Origin of the sequence: Vibrio sp. YIC-376 (assembly GCF_052353105.1) — a bacterium.
GTDB lineage: Bacteria > Pseudomonadota > Gammaproteobacteria > Enterobacterales > Vibrionaceae > Vibrio.
Window position 1 is genome coordinate 23,292 of sequence record NZ_JBBWFK010000006.1, and the last position, 25,318, is coordinate 48,609.

The following is a 25,318-nucleotide window of genomic DNA, read 5'->3' on the forward strand; positions in this document are numbered from 1 at the left end:
GTTTTAGCCTTTTAGGCGGTTTTCTAGGAAAGGCACCAGCTCTTCGTGTGCATGGCGTAATAGTGCCTCAGTTGACTCCCAATTGATACATGCGTCGGTGATAGATACACCATATTTCATCTCTTCCAGTTTAAGATCAGAAGACTGATTGCCTTCATTGATGTGACTTTCAATCATCAGACCAATAATAGACTTGTTGCCTTCACGGATTTGATGGATAACGTCTTCAGCAACCAACGGTTGACGGCGGTAGTCTTTACGTGAGTTAGCATGGCTACAGTCAACCATCAGTGAAGCATCGAGGCCTAACTTCGCCATTTCTTGTTCACACTCATTCACCGACACCGAATCGTAGTTAGTCTGCTTACCACCACGTAGGATCACATGACCATTAGGGTTACCTTTGGTCGTCAGCAGTGCAACTTGCCCTTCACGGTTAATGCCCATGAAACGGTGGCTAGAAGATGCTGCCTGCATCGCGTTGATAGCAGTCGCTAAGCTGCCATCCGTACCGTTTTTAAAACCAATCGGCGTCGATAGACCACTTGCCATTTCTCGGTGAGTTTGCGATTCCGTTGTACGCGCACCAATCGCTGCCCAGCTGAAGGTATCGGCTATGTACTGAGGGCTAATAGGGTCAAGAGCCTCTGTTGCAAGTGGAATTTCCATCTCAGCCAATTCAACCAGCAATTCGCGACCTACATGCAGACCATGCTCGATATCAAAACTGCCGTCCAGGTGTGGGTCATTGACTAAACCTTTCCAGCCAACAGTCGTACGAGGCTTTTCAAAGTAAACACGCATAACAATATACAGTTGGTCGCTTAGTTGTTCAGAAAGAGCTTTAAGACGTTTTGCGTAATCCTTTGCTGCTTCAACATCGTGGATAGAACAAGGCCCACACACAACAAGTAGACGGTGATCTTTCTTATGGATGATGTTAGCAATGGTTTGACGAGATTCTCTGATAAAGCGACGTGCTTTTTCACTCAGAGGCAGTTTTGCTTTTAACTCATCAGGAGTGATAAGAACCTGTTCTTCGACGATGTTAATGTCGCTCAATTCACTTTTTTTCATAATCTTGACCTGTATATTATTTTTTACACCCAACCAAATCCTTGGTGAGACAACTAAGCATTAACGACAAGATAACAGGCTAAAACAGAAAAACAAGTGTACAAATTAAAAAACATTAAATGTAAGAATATATTTACACCAAATAAAAAGCCAAAACTTGTTTAGCTTTGGCTTAAGTTGGGTGTTTTTAACAGTTTACACTGATACAAATGGCAAGTTTTATTGAGTTAAACGTTTCATCGCTTCACTGGCTTGTTTCCATTCTTGCGATAGCTTAAGTTCACTTAATGAGAAACCCTGTTTTTTCAGCAACGCGTTGGCTTGTGGCACACTCGAGATAGGCAAGTTATCCAGCGCCTCGACTTGAGCATCTCGTTTATTGCACATCAGTAGCATGTCACAACCCGCATTCAAAGCCTGAATAGAACGTTCTGCTGGCCCGCCCATGATGACGGCCCCTTCCATCGTCAAATCATCAGAGAAGATCAAGCCTTTGAAGCCCAGCTGCTGACGCAGAATTTTCTTCAGCCAATATTCGGAACCGCTGGCAGGTTGAGAATCGTAATTGGGGAAAATAACGTGAGCAGGCATCATGGCATCCAGAATTCCGGCCTCGATCTGAGCTTTGAAAATCGCCATATCTTGTTCAAAGATATCACTGCGCTCGTCATATGGCGTTTCCAGATGAGAGTCAGCAATCACCCCACCATGACCGGGAAAGTGTTTGCCCGTTGTGGCCATGCCGATACTTTTCATACCTTGCATATAAGCGCTGCTGTGACGAAGTATGGTATCTGCATCTTCCCCAAAAGATCGACTTCCAATCGCTTTACATTGATGGCCCTTATCCAGCACGGGAGCAAAGCTCAAGTCAATGTCGTGCGCAATCAGCTCTGCCGCCATAAGCCAGCCACCCATTCTGGCAAGCTCTTCGCCGTTGCGATGTTTGGCATATTCATCTGCAGCGGGAATTAAAGAGAAGCCCTCACGGAATCGCTGAACTCGACCTCCCTCCTGATCGACACCAATCAGAAGCGGGCGTTTCGCCGCTTTACGGATAGACTGGGTAAGTGCCTGAAGTTGCTCGCTATCATGATAATTACGTGTAAACAGAATCAAGCCACCAACCGTTGGATGCTCCAAAATTTCTTTGTCTTCAGCAGTCAGCTCATAACCTGCAACGTCAACCCATAACGGACCCATGTTTTCTCCTCAAATATCTGGTTCTAAATGAGGTTATTCGCTTCAGATTTGCTTTACAATAAGCGAATGAAGAATTGACGAGATCGGCTGTGAATTTTAACGAACTTTACATTGGCGTGATGTCTGGCACGAGTATGGATGGTGTCGATACCGCTTTGGTTGCAATTGAAGGTAGCCGGGTTGAGCTTATTGCGCACGATGATTATCCAATGCCAAAGCCACTCAAGCAGGCTTTATTATCCGTTTGCACCGGTCAAGCCACTAACTTAAAAACCATCGGTGAGCTCGACCACCAACTTGGTCACCTGTTCGCAGATGCGGTTTTGCAACTGCTAGAGAAGTCCGGCTATTCGGCTGAGCAAATTCGGGCGATTGGCAATCATGGTCAAACCGTGTTCCACCAGCCAAACGGCGAGTATCCTTTTACTACTCAATTGGGTGATGCCAATATCATCGCGGTGAAAACCGGCATCGATACGGTGGCCGATTTTCGTCGTAAGGATATGGCGCTTGGTGGTCAGGGCGCTCCTCTTGTTCCTGCTTTCCACAAAAGCATTTTTGCTATGCAAGATTCAACAACGGTTGTATTAAACATTGGTGGTATTGCCAATATTTCTGTTTTACACCCGCAACAACCCGTTATTGGTTACGACACCGGACCGGGTAATATGTTGATGGATGCCTGGTGCGAGAAGCATACTGCGCAAGGGTTCGATAAAGACGCACAAATGGCTCTACAAGGTAAAGTTAACCAAGCATTCCTTGAACAATTGCTGCAAGATCCGTATTTAGCCATGCCGGCGCCAAAAAGCACTGGTCGTGAGCTGTTTAATATCGAGTGGTTGCAATCCCATGTGACTAACCACCAGCTATCTGCGGAAGATGTGCAGCGGACACTCTGTGAGTACTCAGCAATAACCATTGCCAATGAAGTAGAGAAATTTGCTTATGGCTCATCTCCGCAACTACTGGTTTGTGGTGGCGGAGCGAGAAACCCACTGTTGATGCAGCGTTTAGCGAAATTACTCCCGCAATGGCAAGTGGCCACCACAAATGAGAGAGGTGTGGATGGCGACTATATGGAAGCGATGGCGTTTGCGTGGTTAGCTCAGCGTCATATTCATGGTTTGCCGAGCAATTTACCGGAAGTCACTGGGGCGAGAAGCTTTGCTTCTCTTGGTGTGCTCTATTCCAACAATTAATAACGAAGGCTTAATTATGACAAACGACGCACTTATCGCTGCTTTATCGCATCTCGTTTCAGAAGGACGTAACCCTGAAACGATGGATATCGACTTACTGCCTTCTCTGGATATTGTTCAGCGAATCAATCAGCAAGACAAACTCGTTCCTCTTGCCGTGGAAAAGGTCCTTCCTGAGATAGCACTCGCGGTCGATAAGATCACGGATGCATTTAAAGCAGGTGGCAGACTGGTTTACATGGGTGCAGGAACCAGCGGTCGTTTAGGCGTACTGGATGCATCAGAATGCCCACCAACGTTTGGAGTATCAGATAAGATGGTGATTGGTCTGATAGCTGGCGGACCAGAAGCTATCTTGAAAGCCAAAGAAGGCGCAGAAGACTCCCCTTTGCTTGGCGAACAAGATTTAATGAGTATCGACTTCAATAAAAATGATGTGGTTGTCGGTATCGCAGCAAGTGGCAGAACGCCTTACGTGATCGGTGGATTAGAGTATGCGAATGAGATTGGAGCAACAACAGTAGCGCTATCTTGTAACCCAGACTCTCCGATTGCCGATATCGCTGACATTGCTATCAGTCCAGTCGTAGGCCCTGAGGCATTGACGGGCTCGACCCGCTTGAAATCAGGTACGGCACAGAAGCTGGTGCTGAACATGCTGACAACTGCAAGTATGATTCGTATTGGTAAGAGCTACCAAAATCTGATGGTAGACGTAAAAGCAACCAATGAAAAACTGGTCGCTCGTGCTGCTCGTATCGTGATGCAAGCGACAGACTGCCGTAAAGAACAGGCAACAGCAGTACTCAAGCAAACGGACTATGAGGTAAAACTGGCGATCTTGATGATCCTGACCGATCTTGATATCGACACTGCTCGTCAGCAACTGGCTCATCAGGATGGTTTCCTGCGGAAAGCGGTAGAAAAGCACCAAACCAAATAAGAGTTAAAAAGGTGACCGATTGTCACCTTTTTCTTTACTCGTTAATCTTCATATAGCCATTCATCAACCTGGCGATTGAGCTCATTGTTGGCTTTACGCTTGATATGCTCTGGGTCTGCGGCATTTTTAACGTTTTCCACTTTGTTGGTGTACTTGCTCGTTGCTTTCTTAGCCTCACGTTTCGCCTGATTCTGCACGTAAGTTCCACTGGTGATCTCTTCGATATCACGTTTCGTATTATCGAGCGTATTAGTAATATGACTTTTGCTATGCTCGTATTTACGTTTAGCTTTAATCGTATCCTTCAGCGCATTAGACGCACTGACAGTCAGTGGTAATAAAACTAAAGTGAGCAGGCAGTACTTTTTCATCGTCGGAATCACTCTGAATTCAATCTCAATGGCAAAAGTAAAACAAACAAGTTCACCTCAATTGTCAGAAGATTAACAAGTCAGACGGTCGTCTTGATTATGCAATAGCATGAGTTGCACTGTTACTTATTGTATTCATTCCAACCACGCTGCCATTCCATACGGAATTTTTGCGCATTCTTTGTCCCTTCACATACCCCTTCATAGTACTGACCGGATAGTCCAATCTGGTATGCAATATCTGGGTTACAGTATTCAGCTAAACCTTCCAGATAACCCTGGTCGTAATCCCCTTGCTTTGCATTTCCCATCTCTCTTAGCTCTTTTACCGTGCGTGATGTATGGCCCGCCACACCATCCCGATAACCAATTTGGTACCAGTCCCCGGATTGCGCAAGATCTTCTGTGGTTGCTGTACACCCTGCCAGTAAAGCCAGCGCTAACCCTAACGTTGCCTTTTTCATATATTCCCTTAACTTATTGTTTTAAAAATTCGTTTTCAAAATAAGCTTATCACTAATTTCTCGGTTTGACCGTTTATCTGTGTATTTCGCCGCTGATTGTGCCAGCCAACCGTTCACGGCAAAGTCGGTACCATTCAATCCACACAGATACCACTCACTGCTTTTGGCGACCACTGAGCAAGGATTAAAACCACTCGCGGGTCATATCGACCACTCGTAACCCTATTCGACCACTCATCGACTAAGCGAATGCAATTAACAACTGCAGCGCATAACATGCATCCTGAAATTAAAACAATTACCCTATCCTACTAACTAAGGACAATAGTTATGATGTGGTTTCTAACCTGTGTCGCAGCCCTTATCGGCGGATATTTCATCTACGGCGCTTTCGTTGAGAAAATTTTTGGCATTAATGAAAAACGCCAAACACCTGCTCATACCAAAGCAGATGGTGTTGACTACGTTCCAATGTCAACCAAGAAAGTTTACCTGGTTCAGCTACTGAATATCGCTGGCGTAGGTCCAATCTTTGGCCCAATCATGGGTGCACTATACGGCCCTGCGGCAATGCTGTGGATCGTAATTGGCTGTATCTTTGCGGGCGCAGTACACGATTACTTCTCAGGTATGCTGTCTGTTCGTAACGGTGGTGCTTCTGTACCAACGATTACTGGTCGCTACTTAGGTAATGGCGCTAAACACTTTATGAACATTTTTGCCATTGTCTTGTTGCTTCTTGTTGGTGTGGTATTCGTATCGGCACCTGCTGGCATGATCACAAACCTAATCAATGATCAAACTAGCCTAAACGTAAGCATGACAACGATGGTTGTTGTAATCTTTGCCTACTACATCATTGCGACAATTGTTCCTGTTGATAAGATCATTGGTCGCTTCTACCCACTGTTTGGCGCACTGCTAATCTTCATGTCTGTTGGCCTGATGTCTGCGATTGCTTTCTCTAGCGAGCACACAGTAATGGGTGATTTCCAAGTATCAGACATGTTCTCGAACTTAAATCCGAATGACATGCCTCTATGGCCAGCACTATTCATCACTATCGCATGTGGTGCTATCTCAGGCTTCCACGCAACTCAGTCTCCACTGATGGCTCGTTGTATGGAAAATGAGAAAAATGGTCGCTTCGTATTCTACGGTGCAATGATCGGTGAAGGTGTTATCGCCCTAATCTGGTGTGCTATCGCTCTGTCTTTCTTCGGTTCTCTAGACGCATTGTCAGAAGCGGTGAAGAACGGTGGTCCTGGTAACGTGGTATACAGCGCTTCATTTGGTCTACTAGGTGTGTTTGGTGGCATCATCGCGTTCCTAGGTGTGGTTATCCTGCCTATCACTTCAGGTGACACAGCGTTCCGTTCAAGCCGTCTAATCCTTGCTGAATACTTCAACATGGAACAGAAAACGCTGCGTAACCGACTATTGATGGCACTTCCACTGTTCGTTATCGGCGCTATCCTGACTCAAGTAGACTTCGGTATCATCTGGCGCTACTTCGGTTTTGCAAACCAGACAACCGCAGTAATGATGCTTTGGACTGCTTCTGCTTACCTACTTCGTCATAACAAACTGCACTGGATTACCACTGTCCCTGCAATGTTCATGACTACAGTATGTGTGACGTTCATTCTGAACAACAGCACGCTAGGTTTCGGTCTGCCAATGCAAGTATCAACTATCGCAGGTATCATCTTCTCACTAGTTGTAACAGGTTACGTTATCAAAACCTCTAAAGGTAAAGGCGAAACTGAACTGGCGGACGAAGAGAAACCACAAGCAGCATCAGAAACCGCTTAATCCCAGATCATTCATTGACTGATTAAGACAGAGAGCCTGCCCCAACGCAGGCTCTTTTTGTTTTATACCCAAATGACTTTAAAGGCTGATAAAACCTTGAGGTTGTTTAGGTATACAATAACATCATTGATTTCAGGTTAGGTTCGTTATGGAACTGGTTATTTCCCTATTACAGCAAATGTGTGTTTACTTGGTACTGGCGTACATGCTGAGTAAAACGCCAATAATCTTACCTTTGCTGAGCATTTCTTCACGTTTAAGTCACCGCTTAATCTGTTATGTACTCTTTTCCGGCTTTTGTATTCTCGGCACCTATTTTGGTCTGCACATTAACGATGCAATAGCTAACACCCGAGCTATTGGCGCGGTGATGGGCGGATTATTTGGCGGCCCAGTGGTTGGTTTCGCTGTCGGTCTCACCGGCGGTATTCACCGCTACACGCTTGGTGGTTTTACTGACTTAGCCTGTGCAATCTCAACGACCGCCGAAGGAGTAATTGGTGGCCTACTCCATGTGTATCTGATCAAACGTAACAAAGGTGCCCTGCTGTTTAACCCAAGCGTTGTATTCAGCGTTACCTTTGTGGCTGAAGTGGTTCAGATGATCTTGCTGCTGGCAGTCGCAAAACCATTCGACCAAGCCTATGAATTGGTGTCTGCCATTGCTGCTCCTATGATCATTGCCAACTCATTCGGCGCAGCTCTGTTTATGAGTATCCTGCAAGATCGTAAAACTATTTTTGAAAAATACTCTGCCACTTTCTCACGTCGCGCCTTAACCATTGCTGACCGTTCTGTGGGTATTTTAAGTAACGGTTTTAACACCCAAAATGCAGAGAAAATCGCGCGCATCATTTACGAAGAGACAAACGTGGGTGCCGTCGCGATTACGGATCAGAAAAAAATCCTCGCCTTTGTTGGTATCGGTGATGATCACCATAAGCCAAATACCCCGATTTCTTCACAGAGTACGTTGGACTCGATGGAGAAAAACGACATCATTTATCTCGATGGCTCGGAGCGTCCATATCAGTGCTCAATAGCGAAAGACTGCAAACTAGGTTCTGCGCTTATCATTCCTCTGCGTGCAGGTAAGGAAGTGATTGGCACGATTAAGCTCTATGAGCCGAAGCGAAAGCTGTTTTCAACGGTAAACAAGTCAATGGGAGAAGGGATTGCCCAACTATTGTCGAGCCAGATCTTATATGGCGATTACCAGCAACAACAAGCCTTGTTAGCTCAGGCAGAAATCAAATTATTGCATGCGCAGGTCAACCCGCATTTCTTGTTTAATGCACTGAATACTATTAGTGCGATCACGCGTCGTGATCCAGATAAAGCTCGCGAGTTGATTCAAAATTTATCTCATTTTTTCCGCAGTAACTTAAAACAAAACATCAATACCGTGACGCTAAAAGAAGAACTCGCCCATGTGAACTCTTACCTGAGTATTGAGAAAGCACGTTTTACTGACCGTCTAGAAGTAGAGATAGATATTGAACCAGAATTACTGGACATCAAGTTACCAAGCTTCACACTCCAGCCTCTGGTTGAAAACGCCATCAAACACGGCATTTCCAACATGCTGGAAGGCGGTAAAGTCAAGATATACAGCCAAGTGCATCCACAAGGTTACCTGATTACCGTAGAAGACAATGCTGGTAGCTTTAAGCCTCCTCAAGATAACCACTCGGGATTAGGCTTAGAAATTGTCGATAAACGTCTCACAAATCAATTCGGACGTGATTCAGCGCTAAAAATTACGTGCGAGAAGCATCAATTTACTAAAATGAGTTTTATCATTCCCTCTAAATCGTAAAAACGACAGTCACAATAAAGGTAATAGAGGATGTTAACCGCACTCGTCATTGATGATGAACAATTTGCTCGTGAAGAATTAGCAGAGTTATTGTCAGAAACAGGCCAGGTAGAAGTGGTAGGCGATGCGTCTAACGCCATCTTGGGACTGAAAAAAATCAATGAACTCAAGCCTGATGTGGTGTTCTTAGATATCCAGATGCCTCAAGTGACTGGCATTGAACTGCTCGGCATGCTGGATCCTGAAACGATGCCATACGTGGTCTTTGTGACGGCCTACGACCAGTATGCCATTCAGGCGTTCGAAGATAATGCTTTTGACTATTTGCTGAAGCCCGTCGACCCGAATCGCTTAAACAAAACCGTGAAACGTCTGCATAAGACCATCAACCAGTCGACACTGACTCAGCAATTGTCGGCCATCACGCCAGATACATTAGACCAGATACCTTGTATTGGTCATAACCGGATTGTGATTATGGCAACCGATACGGTTGAATGTGCCTATAGCGATTTCAGCGGCGTTCACGTGCGATCTGTAAGTCAGACAGCCAGTACGCAGTTAACGCTAAAGACAATCGAAGAAAAAACGCCACTGGTACGGTGTCATCGGCAGTACCTCGTCAGTATCAAAGCGATCAGCGAAATTAAACTGTTAGAAAACGGGTTAGCGGAAATCATCACCAAGACAGGTTTTGAGATCCCAGTAAGTCGACGCTATCTGAAAGTACTCAAAGAAATGCTTGGTATCAATAATTAAGCACCAATCAATTCGACCAAAAAAGGCGCCCTTGAGGTTCACCTTTGAATATTTGATAACTGGATATTAGTCCACTTGCTTGATCTGCAGTTCTTTAGGTACTTCGAAGAACATGTTCTCTTCTCTGCCTGAAACTTCATCTACGGAGCGCGCACCAATCAGTTCCTTAATGCGTTCAAGAATCTGATTAACCAATTCCTCTGGTGCCGATGCGCCAGCTGTCACACCCACTTTCGTTTTGCCTTCGAACCATTCAGGTTTGATGTCTTCAGGACAATCTGTCAGGTAGCCCGGTGTACCCAGCTTCTCTGCCAGCTCTTTTAGACGCGTTGAGTTAGACGAGTTCTTAGAACCCACCACAACCATCACATCCACGTCGCTCGCCATGTCGCGCACTGCGTCCTGACGGTTTTGCGTTGCGTAGCAGATATCATCTTTACGAGGGCCTTGAATATCCGGAAATACGCGTCGTAGTTCTTCAATGACATCAGCCGTCTCATCAACAGAAAGCGTGGTCTGGCTTACGTAATGCAGATCGGAAGGATCTTTAACGATCGCTTTTAGCTTCTCTACATCAGCAGGTGTTTCTACTAAGTACATACCGCCCGTTTCACTAGCGTACTGCCCCATAGTACCTTCCACTTCTGGATGCCCTGCGTGACCAATCAGCACCACTTCCATATTACGGCGGCTTGCACGCGCCACTTCCATATGGACTTTAGTTACCAGTGGACACGTTGCATCAAATACCGTGAGATCACGTAGCTTCGCTTCTTGGCGAACTGCTTGTGATACACCATGAGCAGAAAAAATCACAATGTTATTGTCAGGCACTTCATGTAACTCTTCTACGAAGATCGCACCGCGTTGTTTGAGCCCTTCTACCACAAAACGGTTGTGAACCACCTCATGACGGACATAAATCGGTGGCTGATACATCTCTAGCGCACGCTCTACGATGCTAATCGCACGGTCAACACCTGCACAAAAACCGCGTGGGTTAGCTAATAGGATTTTCATTTCATTGCTCATGGAAGTTATCTTTACTTGGGTCGCTATTCTACTGACAAAATCTCAACTTCGAAAGTCACGTCTTGTCCTGCCAGAGGGTGGTTAAAGTCAACCGTTACTGAATCACCGGCAATTTCAGTAATGATGCCCGGGATTTCCATACCATCTGGACCGCTGAATGCCATGATGGTACCAACCTCGACTTCTGCATCGCCAACAAATTTGGCGCGATCCATATAATGGATATGATCCGGATTCGGCATGCCAAACGCATCTTTCGCTTCAAGCTCAATCGCTTTTTGCTCACCGGATTGAAGTCCAACCAGGCACTGCTCAAAGTTTTCGCTCAGGCTGCCATCGCCCATCACAAATTTAGCTGGCTTACCCATATTATGAGTGCTGTCTGCCACCGAGCCATCTTTCATTTTAATGGTGAAGTGTAGAGTTACTACCGAATCATTAGTAATTGTTGTCACGTTACTGCTTCCTTATTCTTGGGTAATACCAATCGTAGTAAATAACTGGTCATTCTAGCTTGTTAAAAAGCTCGATCACTTCGTTACACTTTTGGATTGTAGAATAACTACTTATCTAAAAACTGTGCCTTGCTCTCAAGTCTTTTTCCTACGCCATTTCTGCACACTCATTTACTGTGATTGATATACAGCGCTTTTAACTTTATTTATGAAGGTGCGCTGATGTGCGCTCCAACATAATAAAAAGCGCCGCACGAATCAACGGACGACGCCTAAGGTTATTGGAATATTGTTGGCTAGATTTACTTCTCAGACTCTTTTTTACGAAATCCATCAAGGATGATCATCGCCGCACCAACACAGATCGTCATATCTGCAAGATTGAAAGCTGGCCAATGGTAATTGCCCCAGTAGAAGTCGAGGTAATCGACCACAAAGCCATGAATCACCCGGTCGAAAACATTGCCAACTGCGCCACCAATAATCATGGCGTAAGCGATGTTGTTCCATTTTTCTTTCGCTGGAAGCTTGCTCATCCAGTAAGTCAAAAGACCTGACACAATGAAAGCAATGCCAGTAAACAACCAACGTTGCCAACCCGCCTGATCGCTCAAAAAGCTAAATGCTGCACCATAGTTATGGACATACAGGAGGTTAAAGAAAGGCAAAATCTCAATGCGGTTTGCCCAACCGAAACCCATGTTGTTCATCACTAGGTACTTGATGCCAATGTCAGCCAGAAAAATTACAATAGCCAGCCATAGCCAACGTACACCAGATTGCTTTAATGGAATATGACTCATTTCTATCCCTATCTCAATCAACTAACCCACTGCAAACTCATCATTCCCGATAGTAAGGAACGAGCACAATAAGGGACCTAAACTGTCATTAATACCATAGATATCCCACTCGCTCGTTATCTCCTTGCAAGGATAACGTGAGTGGAATTCACAGGTAAGAGACTGTACTGGATAATAAAAATAACCCCAGTAGATACTGGGGCTATAGAATTGCTAAAAAGTTCAGTCGTTACTTTGCTACTTATGCAAATTTACGTACTTCGCCTTCTCCTTCAACGTTCGACACACAACGACCACAGATTGTCTCGTGACCCGCGATTGTGCCTACGTCTGGAGTGTGGTGCCAACAACGGTCACACTTCTCAGATTCCGTTGCTTTCACTTCAACGAACAGACCTTCGATATCTGTCGCTTGTGCTGCGTCAGACTTCTCGCTTAGTGGCTTCACTGTTGCTGCAGAAGTAAGTAGTACGAAGCGTAGTTCATCTTCCAGTTTGTTGATTTTCGCAGCCAGTGCGTCATCAGCAAATAGAGTTAGTTCAGCTTGAAGTGCGCCACCGATGGTTTTCTCACCACGTGCCGCTTCTAGTAGTTTGTTCACCGCACCACGAACTTTCTGGATTTCAGTCCAGAACTCGTTGCTAAGCGCTTCGTCTTCAGTAAGACCAAACAGACCATCGAACCACTCACCAGTAAACACGAACTTGTCACGCTCACCTGGCATTTCGCTCCAGATTTCATCTGCAGTGAAAGACATGATAGGAGCCATCCAACGAACAAGTGCTTCTACGATGTAGTAAAGTGCAGTCTGACAGCTACGTTGAGCGTGACCGCCACGTTTTGCTGTGTACTGACGGTCTTTAATCACATCTAGGTAGAACGAACCCATTTCGATAGAACAGAAGTGCATTAGGCGCTGCATTACAGCGTGCGTGTTGTACTCGTCGTACGCTTTCACGATCTCTTCTTGCGCAGCCAGTGCACGGCCTACCGCCCAGCGATCCAGAGCAACCATTTCTTCAGCAGGAACGATGTCGGTTTCTGGGTTGAAACCATTCAGGTTCGCAAGGAAGAAACGCGCTGTGTTACGGATACGACGGTATGCATCTGCACTGCGTTTTAAGATTTCATCAGAAACCGCTACTTCACCAGTGTAGTCTGTCGAAGCAACCCATAGACGCAGGATATCTGCACCTAGCTTGTTCGTTACATCTTTTGGTGCAACAACGTTACCGATAGATTTCGACATCTTGCGGCCTTGGCCATCAACAACGAAACCATGAGTCAGTACTTGCTTGTAAGGCGCTACATCTTTCATCGCGATAGATGAAATCAGAGACGACTGGAACCAACCACGGTGTTGGTCAGAACCTTCCAGGTATAAATCTGCGCTGTTACCGTTGTATTCTTCACGAGCATCAACGACAGAGAAGTGAGTAACACCAGAGTCAAACCATACGTCTAGCGTGTCTAACACTTTTTCGTACTGGCTTGCTTCTTCACCCAGAATCTCGGCAGCATCCACATCCCACCATGCCTGAATGCCTTTCTCTTCAACCAGTTTTGCCACTGTTTCGATCAGTTCAAGCGTATTTGGATGAAGTTCAGCTGTCTCTTTATGTACAAACAGAGCGATCGGCACACCCCAAGTACGTTGACGAGAGATACACCACTCAGGACGACCTTCAATCATACCTTCGATACGGCTTTGACCCCACTCAGGCATCCACTGAACACCCTTGATTGCTTCTAGTGCTTTTGCACGAAGGCCAGCCTGGTCCATTGATACGAACCACTGAGGTGTTGCACGGAAAATGATTGGAGTCTTATGACGCCAACAGTGTGGGTAGCTGTGCTCGTAAGCGTGATGATGCAGTAGCGCGCCTTTTTCTTTTAGCGTTTCAACAACGGCATCGTTTGCTTTAAATACGTGCTGACCAGCGAATAGCTCAGTATCAGGTAAGTAAACACCGTTTGAACCTACTGGGTTTGCTACTTCTAGGTTGTACTTTTGGCCAACCGCGAAGTCTTCCTGACCGTGGCCAGGTGCAGTGTGTACAACACCAGTACCTGAGTCAGTAGTAACGTGATCACCTAAGATCGCCGGTACAGTGAAATCGTAGAATGGGTGTTGGAACTGAGAAAGCTCTAAGTCCGCACCTTTGGCAAAACCAAGGTTGTGGAAGTGCTCAATGCCCGCGCGATCCATTACCTCTTTTGCTAGCTCAGCAGCAACGATAATACGCTCTGGGTTGTCACCTTCAACCTGGATAAGTACATACTCAAGATCGTCACGCAGACACACAGCGCGGTTCGCTGGTAATGTCCAAGGCGTTGTTGTCCAGATAACGATAGAAACGTCACCCTTACCTTCATGACCTTGAGTCAGTTCGAACTTAGACAGAAGTGCCGATTCGTCCGCCGTTTTAAAACGTACGTCGATAGATGGAGATACTTTATCTTTGTATTCCACTTCTGCTTCAGCCAGTGCGCTACCACAATCTGTACACCAGTGAACAGGTTTGAAGCCTTTTAGCAGGTGACCTTTGCTCGCGATTTTACCAAGCGCACGGATAATGTTCGCTTCAGTATCGAAATCCATAGTGCGGTATGGTTTATCCCACTCACCCAAGATACCAAGACGCTTGAAACTCTCTTTCTGGCCTTCTACCTGGCCTGATGCGTATTCACGACATTTTTCGCGGAATTCTGCTGCAGTTACTTTTTGGCCTGGTTTGCCTACTTTCTTCTCTACCATCAATTCGATAGGCAGACCGTGGCAGTCCCAACCAGGGATGTAAGGTGCGTCAAAACCTGAAAGTGTTTTGGATTTAATAATAATGTCTTTAAGAATCTTGTTTAGTGCGTGACCAATGTGAATGTCACCATTTGCGTAAGGAGGGCCATCGTGCAATACGAATGACTTTTTGCCTTTCTTAGCTTTACGGATTTCACCGTAAAGATCTTCTTTGTACCAACGCTCAAGCATTTCTGGCTCACGATTAGCCAGGTTGCCGCGCATTGGAAACCCTGTTTCAGGTAAGTTCAGGGTATCTTTATACTCACTCATCGATTCTTAATTCCGTTATATTGGGCGAAAATTAGACATTATGTCGAACGGTGGAATAAACCGCTCAACCCTTAAGCTGACGCAGCCACACCCTTGCTGCTTCAGCATCCAATTCGATTTGTTGTTTAAGTGCTTCAAACGACTCAAACTTTTGCTCATCTCGAAGTTTGTGCAAAAGTTCCACTTCTAGTTGCTTGCCATATAAATTGGCATGAAAGTCAAATAAGTGTACTTCTAACTGCTGGCGAACGCCATTTACCGTTGGTCTTTGGCCAATGTTAGCCACACCACCCATCGGTTTATCGCCTAAGCCAAGCACTTGAACAACATAGACTCCGGAAACCGGAGAGACACAGCGTTTCAGAGGAATATTCGCAGTAGGGAAACCAATCGTTCTGCCTAGCTTTCTTCCATGGGAAACACGCCCGCTGATGCTGTAATTTCTTCCCAGCATGTCATGTGCGGAATGCAAGTCATCACCAGCCAAGGCTTCGCGAATCGCGGTGCTGCTGACTCGTAACTGTTGTAAACAAAAGCTTCGGGTACTGACGACTTCAAAGCCGTATTTTTCCCCGGCTTCTTGCAACATAGTAAAGTTTCCTGTGCGGCCTTGGCCAAAACAGAAATCATCACCAATGACAAGAAACTTAACACCCAAACGCTCGACCAACAAGTCACGGATAAACTCTTCCGCCGTCAAGCTGGCAAAATGTCGATTAAAATTGACACATAGCAAACGATCGATGTCGAGCTTGCTTAGCTGGACGAACTTATCGCGCAATCGTGTCAACCTAGCTGGTGCTTTATCTTTAGCAAACAGCTCCATCGGCTGAGGTTCAAAGGTCATCACAACCGAAGGTAACGAAAGTTCCTTCGCCTGTTCAGACACTTGCTGCAATACTTGTTGATGGCCTCTGTGTACGCCATCGAAATTGCCAATAGTCAGAACACACCCGTAGTGATGCGATGTGATATTGTGAATGCCTCTGATCAGTTCCATTGGATACTGCTTTATGCCCCTGTTTTTACTTTGCACTGTGTGAAACTGACGGATTATATACTAATCCCCCTTACTCTGTCCCAGCTTTTAGGTCTTTTAAGCGTACACCTGTTAAAAATAGAACCACAAGGTAGACTGCAGCACCTAAGGCGATCAACATTCCCAACACAGCACTACGGTGTGCAAAGCTCCAGTCTAGCCAGACAGGCATATCTTCCAGTTGCCACATGATGGCTGCAACCATCGCTGCACCCGCAAGAAACAAACGCATAATAAAGAAGACAGTGCGTTTGGTAATTTGGTAAACGCCAGCTAAGTGTAAACCTCGGTATAGCAATACCATGTTCACAAGTGCAGACAAGGCAGTTGCAACAGCCAAACCAACATAACCATAGAAGTAGGCAAAAATAGCATTAAATACCATGTTCGTTACCATCGCAATGATGCCATATTTCACTGGCGTTTTGGTGTCTTGACGAGAGTAGTAACCCGGCGCAAGAACCTTGATCAACATAAAGTTTAATAAGCCTGATGAGTAAGCAAGCAATGAAAGTGAAGCTTGGTGTACGTCTTGTGGTGAGAACTCACCGCGCATAAATAACACCATCAGCATTGGCTTAGCCAACACCATTAGGCCTAACATCGCAGGAATACCGAGTAGCGTGACCATACGGACGCCCCAGTCCATGGTGTGTGCAAAACCTTCACTGTGCGCATCAACGTGTTTACGGGAAAGTGCCGGCAGAATCACTGTCGCAATGGCAATACCAAACAACCCGAGCGGGAACTCCAATAAGCGATCCGAGTAATACAGCCAGCTTATCGATCCGGTTTGTAGAAAACTGGCAATAAAGGTATCAAACAGCAGGTTAATCTGACTGACTGATACACCAAATAAAGCCGGAATCATTAGGGTACGGATCTTAACCACGCCAGGATCATGCCATCCCCACATAGGCTTGACCATTACGCCCGCTTTTATAAGGAAGGGGATTTGGAATAAAAACTGAACTAAGCCACCCAAGAAGACACCAATTGCAAGGCCAATTTCTGGCTGCGACATCTGTGGTGAAATAAACCATGCCGACAAAATGATCATGACGTTCAAAAAGACCGGCGTAAATGATGAAACGGCAAACTTGCCGAGCGTATTGAGAATTGCGCCAGAAAGCGCGACGAAAGTAATAAACCAGAGATAAGGGAAGGTGATTTTGAGCATCATACTCGCGAGCTCAAATTTTTCCGCCGACGGCCCACCATTTATCCAGTCTAAAAACCAGCCAAAGCCAAACAGTGCAGTGACTACGCCAGAGCCGAGCACACCAAACAGCGTCACCACAGAGACAATCACACCCAGTGTTCCGGCTGCTCGAGCAATCAGCTCACGGGTTTTATCCATGTCACCCTGGGCATGACTTTCAGTCAGAACGGGAACAAATGCTTGGGAAAATGCACCTTCAGCAAATAAACGTCGTAAAAAGTTGGGAATTTTATTGGCAAAGAAAAAGACGTCTGCACTCGCCCCTGCCCCCATTAGGTTTGCCACTACTACATCACGTACTAAACCTAGAACGCGGGAAATAAGCGTCATGGCACTGACGATCATGCCTGACTTGAGCAGTCGTTTACTCACTGTAACCTCGGAATATAACTATAATAAAGCCAACCCTATACCTTTGGGTTCGCGGTGGCTCTAAATAGGCGTCAAAAATTTATCCGCTTATTGTTAGTTCTATGCGGATAATTATTAGCATTGGTATAAAAATGCTGTTAGAATCCCCGCCATCTTAACCGCGATGACCTCTCTTACCAAAACTTGTTTTGGTTTAGAACGGTTTTTGCACAAATCATTTGACATTTAAGCGCAAATGAGGGATATTCCTCGCCCTTAAATTGTCACAGAACTAAGTTTTTGGGAGTTAGACCCTTGGCAAATAGTAAATCTGCTAAGAAGCGCGCTATCCAAGCTGAGAAACGTCGTCAGCACAATGCTAGCCGTCGCTCAATGATGCGTACTTACATGAAGAAAACTGTTGCTGCTATCGTAGCAGGCGACAAAGAAGCTGCAACTGCTGCATTCGCTGTAGTTACACCTATCCTAGACCGCATGGCAACTAAAGGCCTTATTCACAAGAATAAAGCAGCTCGCCATAAGTCTCGTTTCGCTGCACAAATCAAAGCTCTTTAATAGAGTCCTGATTTTACAGTGAAGAAAAAACCGACTTAGTGTCGGTTTTTTTATATCTAAATTTCTTAATAAAAAAAGCTGGCAGTGCCAGCTTTTCTTTTCTCCATTTGCCAAGCCAAACGCATCTTTTTTCAATAGCCCGCCCAAAGGTGAACAAGATGCACTATTCAGTACTTGTTATTAGCTTTCGCAATACAGACCGTGAAGGGTTTTAATCAACATTTTCACCTCATCACTTTTTAAGGTGTAGTACACCGTTTGCGCTTCCTTTCTTGTCGCGACCAATTCATCACGACGTAGCCAAGCTAGATGTTGAGATAACGCCGACTGGCTTAACTCTAGTTTTGCACACAACTCGCCAACAGACAGCTCCTGGTTATGCAGCATGCAAAGAATTTGTAAACGTCTTTCGTTTGCCATCGCCTTGAGCAACACGACGGCTTTAGCGGAGTTTTTCTCCATGTCTTGTAGATTCATGTGTCGGACCTCTAGCTACAACTTACCTATTCCAACTCTGGCTAGCTAGTTGTGTTGCAAAAATTTTCCTGTGACATCTAAATAAATAATAGATGCCTCAATATTGATAACTTTTAATTCGTCTTTTGGGTGACGCTATGGAAATTTAAGCGCCCTCAGCAGTAATCACTCGCCTATCTCGCGACACCACTGATACTCACAAACCCCAAAGTTACTTAAGTCTCATTTAGATTTAGGCTTGTATTTTTGACGATAGTAATCTATTTAGTTGCGCAACGATACGTGTTTATTCAAACATTTGGCTAAAATCAGCATCACAAACGTTCTTAACTGCTGGGTGCTGAATCATGCGCTCAGCAAAAATAACATAATATTCTTCCTTCAAATCATCCACATGACCAATTAATTGTAACTTGCGGTCGTCTTCAATTTCAGACATATATACTGTCGGAGCCAGGAAGATAACATCATCATGATATCGCGCGAATGCCTTCATCAACGCCACATCATCAAACTCGCCCAACACATCTGGTTGCAGACCTTGCCGATCAAACCATTGAATTACTTTACGTCCCATCGCTGTGCGGCTGGCAGGAATCAAAAGCTTTTTCTTTTCCAGAATCTCCGGAAATCTCACTTCATCTATTTCAAACGAAGCAAAAAAGCTCATGCTGCTCTCGCCAAGCTTCTTACTATAGAGGCCAGGGCTTTGAGTCGAGTCGACCGGACAATCGGATAAAATCATATCGAGTTTGTGTTGAGATAGTCGCTCCAATAACAGTTCGTGGGTCGACTCGTAGCAACGCAGGTGGATACTGTCATCTTCGGGAACCGTGGTCATGAGTACTTTACTGACCAGGCGCTTTGACAGCGCATCCGCCACCCCTACTTCAAACAAGATATTCGAATGCTGGCTGTAGTTCACAATATCCAACATCTCATAACTCAAACCAAACATCCGGTCAGCGTATTTAAACACTAACTGACCAAGTTCTGTTGGTTCTACAGTGCGGCCATTTCGCTTTGTCAATTTTCCTTTCATTCTCTCCTCAAATGCTTTGATTTGTCCGGTCACAGTTTGAGGAGTGAGGAAAAGAGCATCTGCTGCTTTGGTAACAGAGCCTTGCTTGCAGACCATCCAGAAGTAATACAGATGGTTATAATTTAGATGTGACATACCCAGTTCCCGAAAAGAAGGTAATCGTTTTTATATCAAATGTGACAACGATAAACAATTAATTCGACAAAACCATAACCAAACCATTAAAAACCAAGATTTTACCGAAGTTATAAAATTCACATTGTCATAAAACACGACCTAAAATGCAGTTTTTATCATTTCCCCCCTAAAAAATCACACAATCAAACCAGAATAAAAAACATTTAATTTCATTAACTTAAAATTTTATGGAGAAAATACGCAAAGTAACTGTCAAAAATGACAATAAAAAGCCATCAAAGACATGAATCTGTAATATTACTGAAATATTTATTCTCTAACATCGCTCGCAGTTTCAACTAAAGACCTAAAAACATACAGAAAGGTCAACGGAGAAAATTATGATGAACCAAGCTACTTCGGCAGCGGCGCCAATCTCGAGCACAACTCGTTGGTTACGCTGGGCTAACTTGGCATTCATGCTGTATCTGCTTCTTTTAGCTGTATCTATGGTTGGTAGTGGCTTCAAATGGGCGACTGGCGACCAGGCAAAAATACTGTTTGAATTTGCATCCCACCCTATCGCTGGTCTAATGATCGGTCTGGTGGCAACAGCCCTAATCCAATCCTCTAGTACTGTAACTTCTATTATTGTGGGCTTAGTTGCGGGTGGTCTACCTGTAGAAACCGCAATTCCAATGGTAATGGGTGCCAACATTGGTACTACAGTAACAAATACTCTAGTTTCACTAGGTCACGTACGTTGTAAAGAAGAGTTCAAACGCGCTTTTGCTAGTGCCACGATCCATGACTTCTTCAACCTGCTTGCTGTAGCTATCTTCCTACCTTTAGAAATGATGTTCGGCTTGTTAGAAAAGGTTTCTCACTGGCTGGTTTCACCACTTCTGAACACTGGCGATATGAGCATGAAAGGCTTCGATTTTATCAAGCCAATCACTAAACCTGTCGTTTCAGCAATTAAAGAGCCATTGTCAACATTCGGTGACACCGTTGGCGGTGCGATTCTTATCCTCCTTGGTATTGCAACTATCTTCGTTGCTATCACAGTGATGGGTAAACTAATGAAGAGCCTGATGGTGGGTCGTGCTCGTGACATCCTTAAGAATGCAATTGGTCGTGGCCCTATCCACGGCATCCTTTCTGGTTCGATCATGACTGTACTTGTGCAATCATCTTCAACAACAACAAGCTTGATGGTTCCACTGGTGGGTACTGGCGTACTAAAAGTACGTGACATCTACCCATTCACGTTAGGTGCTAACATCGGGACATGTATTACTGCTCTTCTGGCTGCAACGGCTGTCTCTGGTGAGTTTGCTGTGTTTGCACTACAGATTGCACTGGTTCACCTGACATTTAACGTTGCAGCGACACTGTTAATCTTTGGTGTTCCATTCTTGCGTGAGCTGCCACTAAAAGGCGCAGAAAAGCTTTCAGAGATGGCAATTAAGAATAAGGCGGTTGTAGGTGGCTACCTAATGTCAGTCTTCATTATTTTGCCAGGCGCAATTCTAGCTCTGACCGCATAATAATAACGAAATACCATCGCTTATTTTCAGGCTCCACATCGTGGGGCCTTTTTTGTATGTGTACACGGTCAGAAATGCGAAACTCAAAGCTAAATGTGACACATGTATAAATATTTGTTGTTCAAAACCCGTTCACGATGATAATTTGAGCCATACCATCCCGAGTAATCCACGCTTTTGGTTGGTAGTATTTTCACATGGAGTTAAAAAGCATGGCTCAAGCTTACGAATCGATTCCCAGCCGACTATTAGCGATAGATGAAAGCCTAACCCAATTGGTTAGTGATATTGATATCCTTAGCAGCGTCAACCCGATCAACTACGCACAAGAAAGAGAACGATTCATTAGCAATAAATACTCTCTGGAGCCCAAATTTGAGTACCAGAAATCGCCTCTCGATACCCACCAATCTAAGCGTCGTTTGTATGAACTGCCTTTAGAACATATCCAAGATACACAGCTACAAAAGCTTTACGCGGATGTGATTCAGTCCTATGCGGATAAACTCGATCAAGTAGATACCATTGGTACACAGGATTTCCTGTACAATTCTCTACGCTATTACGGCGAGCCAAGTGCTAAAGATATTTCCAATGCACATTTCATTTTGCACTTGCCGACCGAAGAAGAAAGTAAGCCAGAGCATGACAGCCAGTCTATTGCTCGTTTCATGAGTCACTTTGCCCAGAAAAACGGCTACGAATGCGACATACAAGTTCTTGATGGGATGCTGGCTAACGCACTGGTGTCTGGTATACGAGTGAAGATCAATAGCGCGGCACACATCACTACGGACGAATTGGAAGCGCTCGCTCATCATGAAATGGGGGTTCACCTGCTCACAACCATAAATGGTCGTCGCCAGCCTCTCAACGTTCTAAGCTTAGGTTGCCCTGCCAATACCAATACTCAGGAAGGCGTGGCGATTCTGTGTGAATACCTGTCAGGACATTTCAGCATCAAACGATTACGCACATTAGCGCTGCGAGTACTGGCTGTTGAATCGATGATAAAAGATCGGGATTTTCGTCAGACCTTCAGACTATTGAAGGAGCAATACCACGCCTCTGATATGCTCGCGTTCACTATTACCTCACGAGTGTACCGCGGTGGTGGCCTGACGAAAGATTACTTGTATCTACGGGGTTTCCGAGAGGTGCTTAACGCTTATGATCAACTGGGCGACGATTTCTATTTGTTGTTGTGTGGGAAAACCGAGCTGAAATACTTTGATTTGATTCGTTCACTTGTGAATAAAGGGATTTTTTCAAGACCAGAGCACATCAGCCCAGCCCTTTCTAAGCCACAACAAACCAATCCGATACACCGTTATATCGTCAGTGCCTTAAAGTAATCCCGTCAAAACGAAAAAAGCTCCGACATGGAGCTTTTTTCAATCATAACGAAACAGACTACACAGAGAATGGGTAGCGAATTGCGTCATGGTACTCGTAACCTTCCACCCAGAAGTCATCCAACGTTACCCAAGTTTCTAAATCTTCCAACGATTTGATCTCAGGGTTGATATGGAAAGTTGGCGCTTTAAGCGGCTCACGCTTCAGTTGCACGTCACGCATCAGTTCAAGCTGGTCTTCGTAGATGTGCGCATTCACAATCTTGTGGTATGCCTGACCCGGTTTCTTACCGGTAATCTGCGCCATGATAGCCAGGAAAACATACACTTGAACCATGTTGAAGTTGAGGCCTAATGGCACATCACATGAACGTTGAGTGCTGTTGAGGTAAAGCGTATCGCCCAACAGTGAAAAGTGATGACTGTACATGCAAGGGCGCAGACAGCCCATGTGAAATTCACCCGGGTTATAAAAGTTGAGGATCTCGCCACGGTCATCAACACCACGGGTTAAATCATCAACAATCTTGCGTAACTGGTCGATATGACCGCCATCTGGCTTCGCCCATGCACGACCTTGAACACCGTATACACGGCCCATGTCGTCTTCGCCTTTACGGTAAGGATTACTCAGCCAAGCATCATTCTCGTTAGCGTTGGCATCCCAGGTTTTGGTGCCCAATTTACGGAAATCTTCCGCGTTGTCATAACCGCGAATGTAGCCCAATAGTTCCGCAACTGCGGCTTTCCAAAAGCTTTTGCGTGTGGTTACCAATGGGAATTGATTGTTCGCAACATCGTAGGTTAAATCCGCGTTGATAACAGTCAGGCAACGCTTGCCTGTACGCTCATTTTCAACCCAAACACCTTGGTCAACGATGCGCTGACACAAATCTAAATACTGTTTCACACCAATACCCTACTTCTTTTTCACTTGAGCTTTATCTTGGTAAAGACCACGTTTGTACGCCCAAACCATCATGAGAATTCCCAACACGATCATCGGAGTAGACAGGATCTGTCCCATTGAAATAAAACCACTAAACAGACCAAGCTGAGCATCCGGTTCGCGCAAGAACTCGACCAGGAAGCGGAATGTACCATATCCAGCTAAAAATAGCCCTGATACCGAGCCTAATGGACGTGGTTTTTTGATGAACCAGTTCAAGATAAAGAACAACACCACGCCTTCCAGCGCCATTTCGTATAACTGAGAAGGATGACGAGGTAGCGGACCACCATTAGGGAAAACAATCGCCCATGGAACATCGGTCACACGACCCCAAAGTTCGCTGTTCATGAAGTTGCCCAGACGTCCCATTCCTAATCCGAATGGTACGAGTGGTGCGATAAAGTCCGCTACGCCAAAGAAGGTACGACCATTTTTACGTGCGTACCAGATCATGGCGGTAATCACGCCCAACAAGCCACCGTGGAATGACATACCACCGGTCCAGACTTTGAAGAGATATAAAGGATCGTCCAGGAACAACTCAAAGTTGTAGAAAATCACATAGCCAACTCGGCCACCGATCACTACGCCAAGGAAGCCTGCAAATAGCAAGTCTGAGACTTGTTCACGTGTCCAGCCACTATTTGGCTTGTCTGCGCGACGATTAGCCAGCCATAAAGCAAATATAAAGCCGACTAGGTACATCAAGCCGTACCAGCGAATTGAGACCGGACCAAAGGAGATTAAAACCGGATCAATATTGGGAAATTCAATGTATCCCTGAGACATAAATCATTCTCTTCTTACTACAAATAAACGGATGGAAGTTACAGCAGCATTGTTGCAGCAATAAAAATCAGAAATACTGAGAAGACTTTTTTCAATACTGCTGTCGGGAGATTAGTCGCCAACTTAGCACCAACTTTTGTTGTCAGCATCGACGTCATGACGATCGCTAATAAAGCAGGAAGGTAAACATAACCAACACTATACGGTGGCAAATTCTCTACTTTATAACCATGTAAGATAAAACCGATCATACCAGAAATTGCTATCACACAGCCGCATACGGATGAGGAGCCGACGGCTTTTCGCATTTCGATACCGTGTTTATTGAGGAAAGGGACGGACAGCGACCCACCGCCAATACCAGCAAGACTCGACACGACGCCAATTCCAGTTCCATACATAATGGTAACCGGGCTACTCGGCATTGGCTTGGAATCAGTCACTTTAATCGAACGGAACATTTGTACCGCCAAAAGCAGCACAATCACGCCGAAAACTTTTGGCAAATATTGAGTGGGGATCCATTCGGCCAAGCTCGCTCCAACAAAGCCGCCTATCACAACACCAGGCATTAACCACTTCACCACAAACATATCGACATTCCCAAGCTTTAGGTGATGCATTGCAGATGAGCCCGATGTGATGATGATACTCGCCAATGATGTGGCAAGTGCGATGTGCATACTCATTTCTGGGGATATTCCGGCCAGAGGCAGAAGATACACTAAAGCCGGAACTACGATTAACCCACCGCCAATACCAAGCAGACCGGCCATCACACCTACAAAAGCGCCTAATGCCAGCAATAACAAAAATAGAGAGAGGGTCACGATTA

At 45.2% G+C, this 25,318-nt stretch carries 23 protein-coding genes; 8 read left to right on the top strand and 15 right to left on the bottom strand.

Annotated elements, in window-relative coordinates:
* Positions 1 to 3 precede the first annotated feature (3 nt).
* Complete coding sequence (locus tag WJM94_RS12515) at positions 4 to 1,077, bottom strand: 3-deoxy-7-phosphoheptulonate synthase (protein ID WP_444494548.1); 1,074 nt, start codon at positions 1,075 to 1,077, stop codon at positions 4 to 6.
* 219 nt (positions 1,078 to 1,296) lie between these two features.
* On the bottom strand, positions 1,297 to 2,280 hold the full coding sequence (gene nagZ, locus WJM94_RS12520) for a beta-N-acetylhexosaminidase (protein WP_444494549.1): 984 nt from the start codon (positions 2,278 to 2,280) through the stop codon (positions 1,297 to 1,299).
* A gap of 89 nt (positions 2,281 to 2,369) precedes the next feature.
* Between nagZ and WJM94_RS12525 the strand changes: the two genes are divergently transcribed.
* Both WJM94_RS12525 and murQ read left to right on the top strand, forming a co-directional pair.
* Positions 2,370 to 3,482 carry an anhydro-N-acetylmuramic acid kinase gene (locus WJM94_RS12525; protein WP_444494550.1) on the top strand — a complete coding sequence of 371 codons (1,113 nt, stop codon included), beginning with the start codon at positions 2,370 to 2,372 and terminating at the stop codon, positions 3,480 to 3,482.
* Between the two features lie 16 nt (positions 3,483 to 3,498).
* On the top strand, positions 3,499 to 4,425 hold the full coding sequence (gene murQ / locus WJM94_RS12530; protein ID WP_444494551.1) for an N-acetylmuramic acid 6-phosphate etherase: 927 nt from the start codon (positions 3,499 to 3,501) through the stop codon (positions 4,423 to 4,425).
* A 41-nt stretch (positions 4,426 to 4,466) separates the two neighbouring features.
* Here murQ and WJM94_RS12535 read toward each other — a convergent pair whose 3' ends face one another.
* A complete protein-coding gene (locus WJM94_RS12535) occupies positions 4,467 to 4,796 on the bottom strand; it encodes a hypothetical protein (RefSeq protein ID WP_444494552.1) in 330 nt (109 codons plus the stop codon).
* Positions 4,797 to 4,918: 122 nt separating this feature from the next.
* The gene (locus WJM94_RS12540) at positions 4,919 to 5,260 is read right to left on the bottom strand and encodes a DUF2799 domain-containing protein (protein ID WP_444494553.1); all 342 of its coding nucleotides are present in this window, start codon (positions 5,258 to 5,260) and stop codon (positions 4,919 to 4,921) included.
* Between the two features lie 330 nt (positions 5,261 to 5,590).
* On the opposite strand from WJM94_RS12540, the gene WJM94_RS12545 reads away from it, so the two are divergent.
* The 3 genes from WJM94_RS12545 to btsR all read left to right on the top strand — a co-directional run bounded on the left by WJM94_RS12545 (position 5,591) and on the right by btsR (position 9,653).
* Positions 5,591 to 7,075, top strand: coding sequence for a carbon starvation CstA family protein (locus WJM94_RS12545; protein ID WP_444494554.1), 1,485 nt, complete (start codon positions 5,591 to 5,593; stop codon positions 7,073 to 7,075).
* A 148-nt stretch (positions 7,076 to 7,223) separates the two neighbouring features.
* Positions 7,224 to 8,894, top strand: coding sequence for a LytS/YhcK type 5TM receptor domain-containing protein (locus WJM94_RS12550; RefSeq protein WP_444494555.1), 1,671 nt, complete (start codon positions 7,224 to 7,226; stop codon positions 8,892 to 8,894).
* A 30-nt stretch (positions 8,895 to 8,924) separates the two neighbouring features.
* Positions 8,925 to 9,653, top strand: a complete 729-nt coding sequence (gene btsR / locus WJM94_RS12555; RefSeq protein ID WP_444494556.1) for a two-component system response regulator BtsR — start codon at positions 8,925 to 8,927, stop codon at positions 9,651 to 9,653.
* A 66-nt stretch (positions 9,654 to 9,719) separates the two neighbouring features.
* Here btsR and ispH read toward each other — a convergent pair whose 3' ends face one another.
* From ispH to murJ, 6 genes are all read right to left on the bottom strand, one after another.
* Positions 9,720 to 10,685 (bottom strand): 4-hydroxy-3-methylbut-2-enyl diphosphate reductase, encoded by a 966-nt coding sequence (gene ispH, locus WJM94_RS12560; RefSeq protein ID WP_444494557.1) that lies wholly within the window; start codon positions 10,683 to 10,685, stop codon positions 9,720 to 9,722.
* 23 nt (positions 10,686 to 10,708) lie between these two features.
* Positions 10,709 to 11,140 carry an FKBP-type peptidyl-prolyl cis-trans isomerase gene (fkpB, locus tag WJM94_RS12565; RefSeq protein WP_444494558.1) on the bottom strand — a complete coding sequence of 144 codons (432 nt, stop codon included), beginning with the start codon at positions 11,138 to 11,140 and terminating at the stop codon, positions 10,709 to 10,711.
* A gap of 302 nt (positions 11,141 to 11,442) precedes the next feature.
* Complete coding sequence (lspA, locus tag WJM94_RS12570) at positions 11,443 to 11,943, bottom strand: signal peptidase II (protein WP_444494559.1); 501 nt, start codon at positions 11,941 to 11,943, stop codon at positions 11,443 to 11,445.
* A gap of 241 nt (positions 11,944 to 12,184) precedes the next feature.
* Positions 12,185 to 15,013, bottom strand: coding sequence for an isoleucine--tRNA ligase (gene ileS / locus WJM94_RS12575; RefSeq protein WP_444494560.1), 2,829 nt, complete (start codon positions 15,011 to 15,013; stop codon positions 12,185 to 12,187).
* A gap of 64 nt (positions 15,014 to 15,077) precedes the next feature.
* Positions 15,078 to 16,013, bottom strand: a complete 936-nt coding sequence (gene ribF / locus WJM94_RS12580) for a bifunctional riboflavin kinase/FAD synthetase (protein ID WP_444494561.1) — start codon at positions 16,011 to 16,013, stop codon at positions 15,078 to 15,080.
* Between the two features lie 70 nt (positions 16,014 to 16,083).
* A complete protein-coding gene (murJ, locus tag WJM94_RS12585; RefSeq protein ID WP_444494562.1) occupies positions 16,084 to 17,646 on the bottom strand; it encodes a murein biosynthesis integral membrane protein MurJ in 1,563 nt (520 codons plus the stop codon).
* Between the two features lie 294 nt (positions 17,647 to 17,940).
* Here murJ and rpsT point away from each other — a divergent pair, with 294 nt between their 5' ends.
* Complete coding sequence (rpsT, locus tag WJM94_RS12590; protein WP_444494563.1) at positions 17,941 to 18,201, top strand: 30S ribosomal protein S20; 261 nt, start codon at positions 17,941 to 17,943, stop codon at positions 18,199 to 18,201.
* A gap of 180 nt (positions 18,202 to 18,381) precedes the next feature.
* On the opposite strand, the gene WJM94_RS12595 is transcribed toward rpsT, so the two are convergent.
* Positions 18,382 to 18,678, bottom strand: a complete 297-nt coding sequence (locus tag WJM94_RS12595; RefSeq protein WP_444494564.1) for an ArsR/SmtB family transcription factor — start codon at positions 18,676 to 18,678, stop codon at positions 18,382 to 18,384.
* 286 nt (positions 18,679 to 18,964) lie between these two features.
* Positions 18,965 to 19,855, bottom strand: coding sequence for a transcriptional activator NhaR (nhaR, locus tag WJM94_RS12600; RefSeq protein ID WP_444494565.1), 891 nt, complete (start codon positions 19,853 to 19,855; stop codon positions 18,965 to 18,967).
* A 383-nt stretch (positions 19,856 to 20,238) separates the two neighbouring features.
* Here nhaR and WJM94_RS12605 point away from each other — a divergent pair, with 383 nt between their 5' ends.
* Together WJM94_RS12605 and WJM94_RS12610 are read left to right on the top strand one after the other, a co-directional pair.
* Complete coding sequence (locus WJM94_RS12605) at positions 20,239 to 21,387, top strand: Na/Pi symporter (RefSeq protein WP_444494566.1); 1,149 nt, start codon at positions 20,239 to 20,241, stop codon at positions 21,385 to 21,387.
* Between the two features lie 197 nt (positions 21,388 to 21,584).
* A complete protein-coding gene (locus WJM94_RS12610) occupies positions 21,585 to 22,742 on the top strand; it encodes a flavohemoglobin expression-modulating QEGLA motif protein (RefSeq protein ID WP_444494567.1) in 1,158 nt (385 codons plus the stop codon).
* 58 nt (positions 22,743 to 22,800) lie between these two features.
* On the opposite strand, the gene WJM94_RS12615 is transcribed toward WJM94_RS12610, so the two are convergent.
* From WJM94_RS12615 to WJM94_RS12625, 3 genes are read right to left on the bottom strand one after another with little or no spacing between them, the layout of a single operon-like run.
* A complete protein-coding gene (locus tag WJM94_RS12615) occupies positions 22,801 to 23,652 on the bottom strand; it encodes a thymidylate synthase (RefSeq protein ID WP_444494568.1) in 852 nt (283 codons plus the stop codon).
* A gap of 9 nt (positions 23,653 to 23,661) precedes the next feature.
* A complete protein-coding gene (gene lgt / locus WJM94_RS12620; protein WP_444494569.1) occupies positions 23,662 to 24,483 on the bottom strand; it encodes a prolipoprotein diacylglyceryl transferase in 822 nt (273 codons plus the stop codon).
* 38 nt (positions 24,484 to 24,521) lie between these two features.
* Positions 24,522 to 25,313, bottom strand: coding sequence for a sulfite exporter TauE/SafE family protein (locus WJM94_RS12625; RefSeq protein WP_444494570.1), 792 nt, complete (start codon positions 25,311 to 25,313; stop codon positions 24,522 to 24,524).
* Positions 25,314 to 25,318 lie beyond the last annotated feature (5 nt).

Excerpts from the sequence above, each read along its gene's own strand:
- WJM94_RS12515 (WP_444494548.1), bottom strand. The coding sequence starts at position 1,077 with ATGAAAAAAAGTGAATTGAGCGACATTAACATCGTCGAAGAACAGGTT.
- nagZ (WP_444494549.1), bottom strand. The coding sequence starts at position 2,280 with ATGGGTCCGTTATGGGTTGACGTTGCAGGTTATGAGCTGACTGCTGAA.
- murQ (WP_444494551.1), top strand. The coding sequence starts at position 3,499 with ATGACAAACGACGCACTTATCGCTGCTTTATCGCATCTCGTTTCAGAA.
- WJM94_RS12535 (WP_444494552.1), bottom strand. The coding sequence starts at position 4,796 with ATGAAAAAGTACTGCCTGCTCACTTTAGTTTTATTACCACTGACTGTC.
- WJM94_RS12540 (WP_444494553.1), bottom strand. The coding sequence starts at position 5,260 with ATGAAAAAGGCAACGTTAGGGTTAGCGCTGGCTTTACTGGCAGGGTGT.
- WJM94_RS12545 (WP_444494554.1), top strand. The coding sequence starts at position 5,591 with ATGATGTGGTTTCTAACCTGTGTCGCAGCCCTTATCGGCGGATATTTC.
- WJM94_RS12550 (WP_444494555.1), top strand. The coding sequence starts at position 7,224 with ATGGAACTGGTTATTTCCCTATTACAGCAAATGTGTGTTTACTTGGTA.
- btsR (WP_444494556.1), top strand. The coding sequence starts at position 8,925 with ATGTTAACCGCACTCGTCATTGATGATGAACAATTTGCTCGTGAAGAA.
- ispH (WP_444494557.1), bottom strand. The coding sequence starts at position 10,685 with ATGAGCAATGAAATGAAAATCCTATTAGCTAACCCACGCGGTTTTTGT.
- lspA (WP_444494559.1), bottom strand. The coding sequence starts at position 11,943 with ATGAGTCATATTCCATTAAAGCAATCTGGTGTACGTTGGCTATGGCTG.
- ileS (WP_444494560.1), bottom strand. The coding sequence starts at position 15,013 with ATGAGTGAGTATAAAGATACCCTGAACTTACCTGAAACAGGGTTTCCA.
- ribF (WP_444494561.1), bottom strand. The coding sequence starts at position 16,013 with ATGGAACTGATCAGAGGCATTCACAATATCACATCGCATCACTACGGG.
- WJM94_RS12595 (WP_444494564.1), bottom strand. The coding sequence starts at position 18,678 with ATGAATCTACAAGACATGGAGAAAAACTCCGCTAAAGCCGTCGTGTTG.
- nhaR (WP_444494565.1), bottom strand. The coding sequence starts at position 19,855 with ATGTCACATCTAAATTATAACCATCTGTATTACTTCTGGATGGTCTGC.
- WJM94_RS12605 (WP_444494566.1), top strand. The coding sequence starts at position 20,239 with ATGATGAACCAAGCTACTTCGGCAGCGGCGCCAATCTCGAGCACAACT.
- WJM94_RS12610 (WP_444494567.1), top strand. The coding sequence starts at position 21,585 with ATGGAGTTAAAAAGCATGGCTCAAGCTTACGAATCGATTCCCAGCCGA.
- lgt (WP_444494569.1), bottom strand. The coding sequence starts at position 24,483 with ATGTCTCAGGGATACATTGAATTTCCCAATATTGATCCGGTTTTAATC.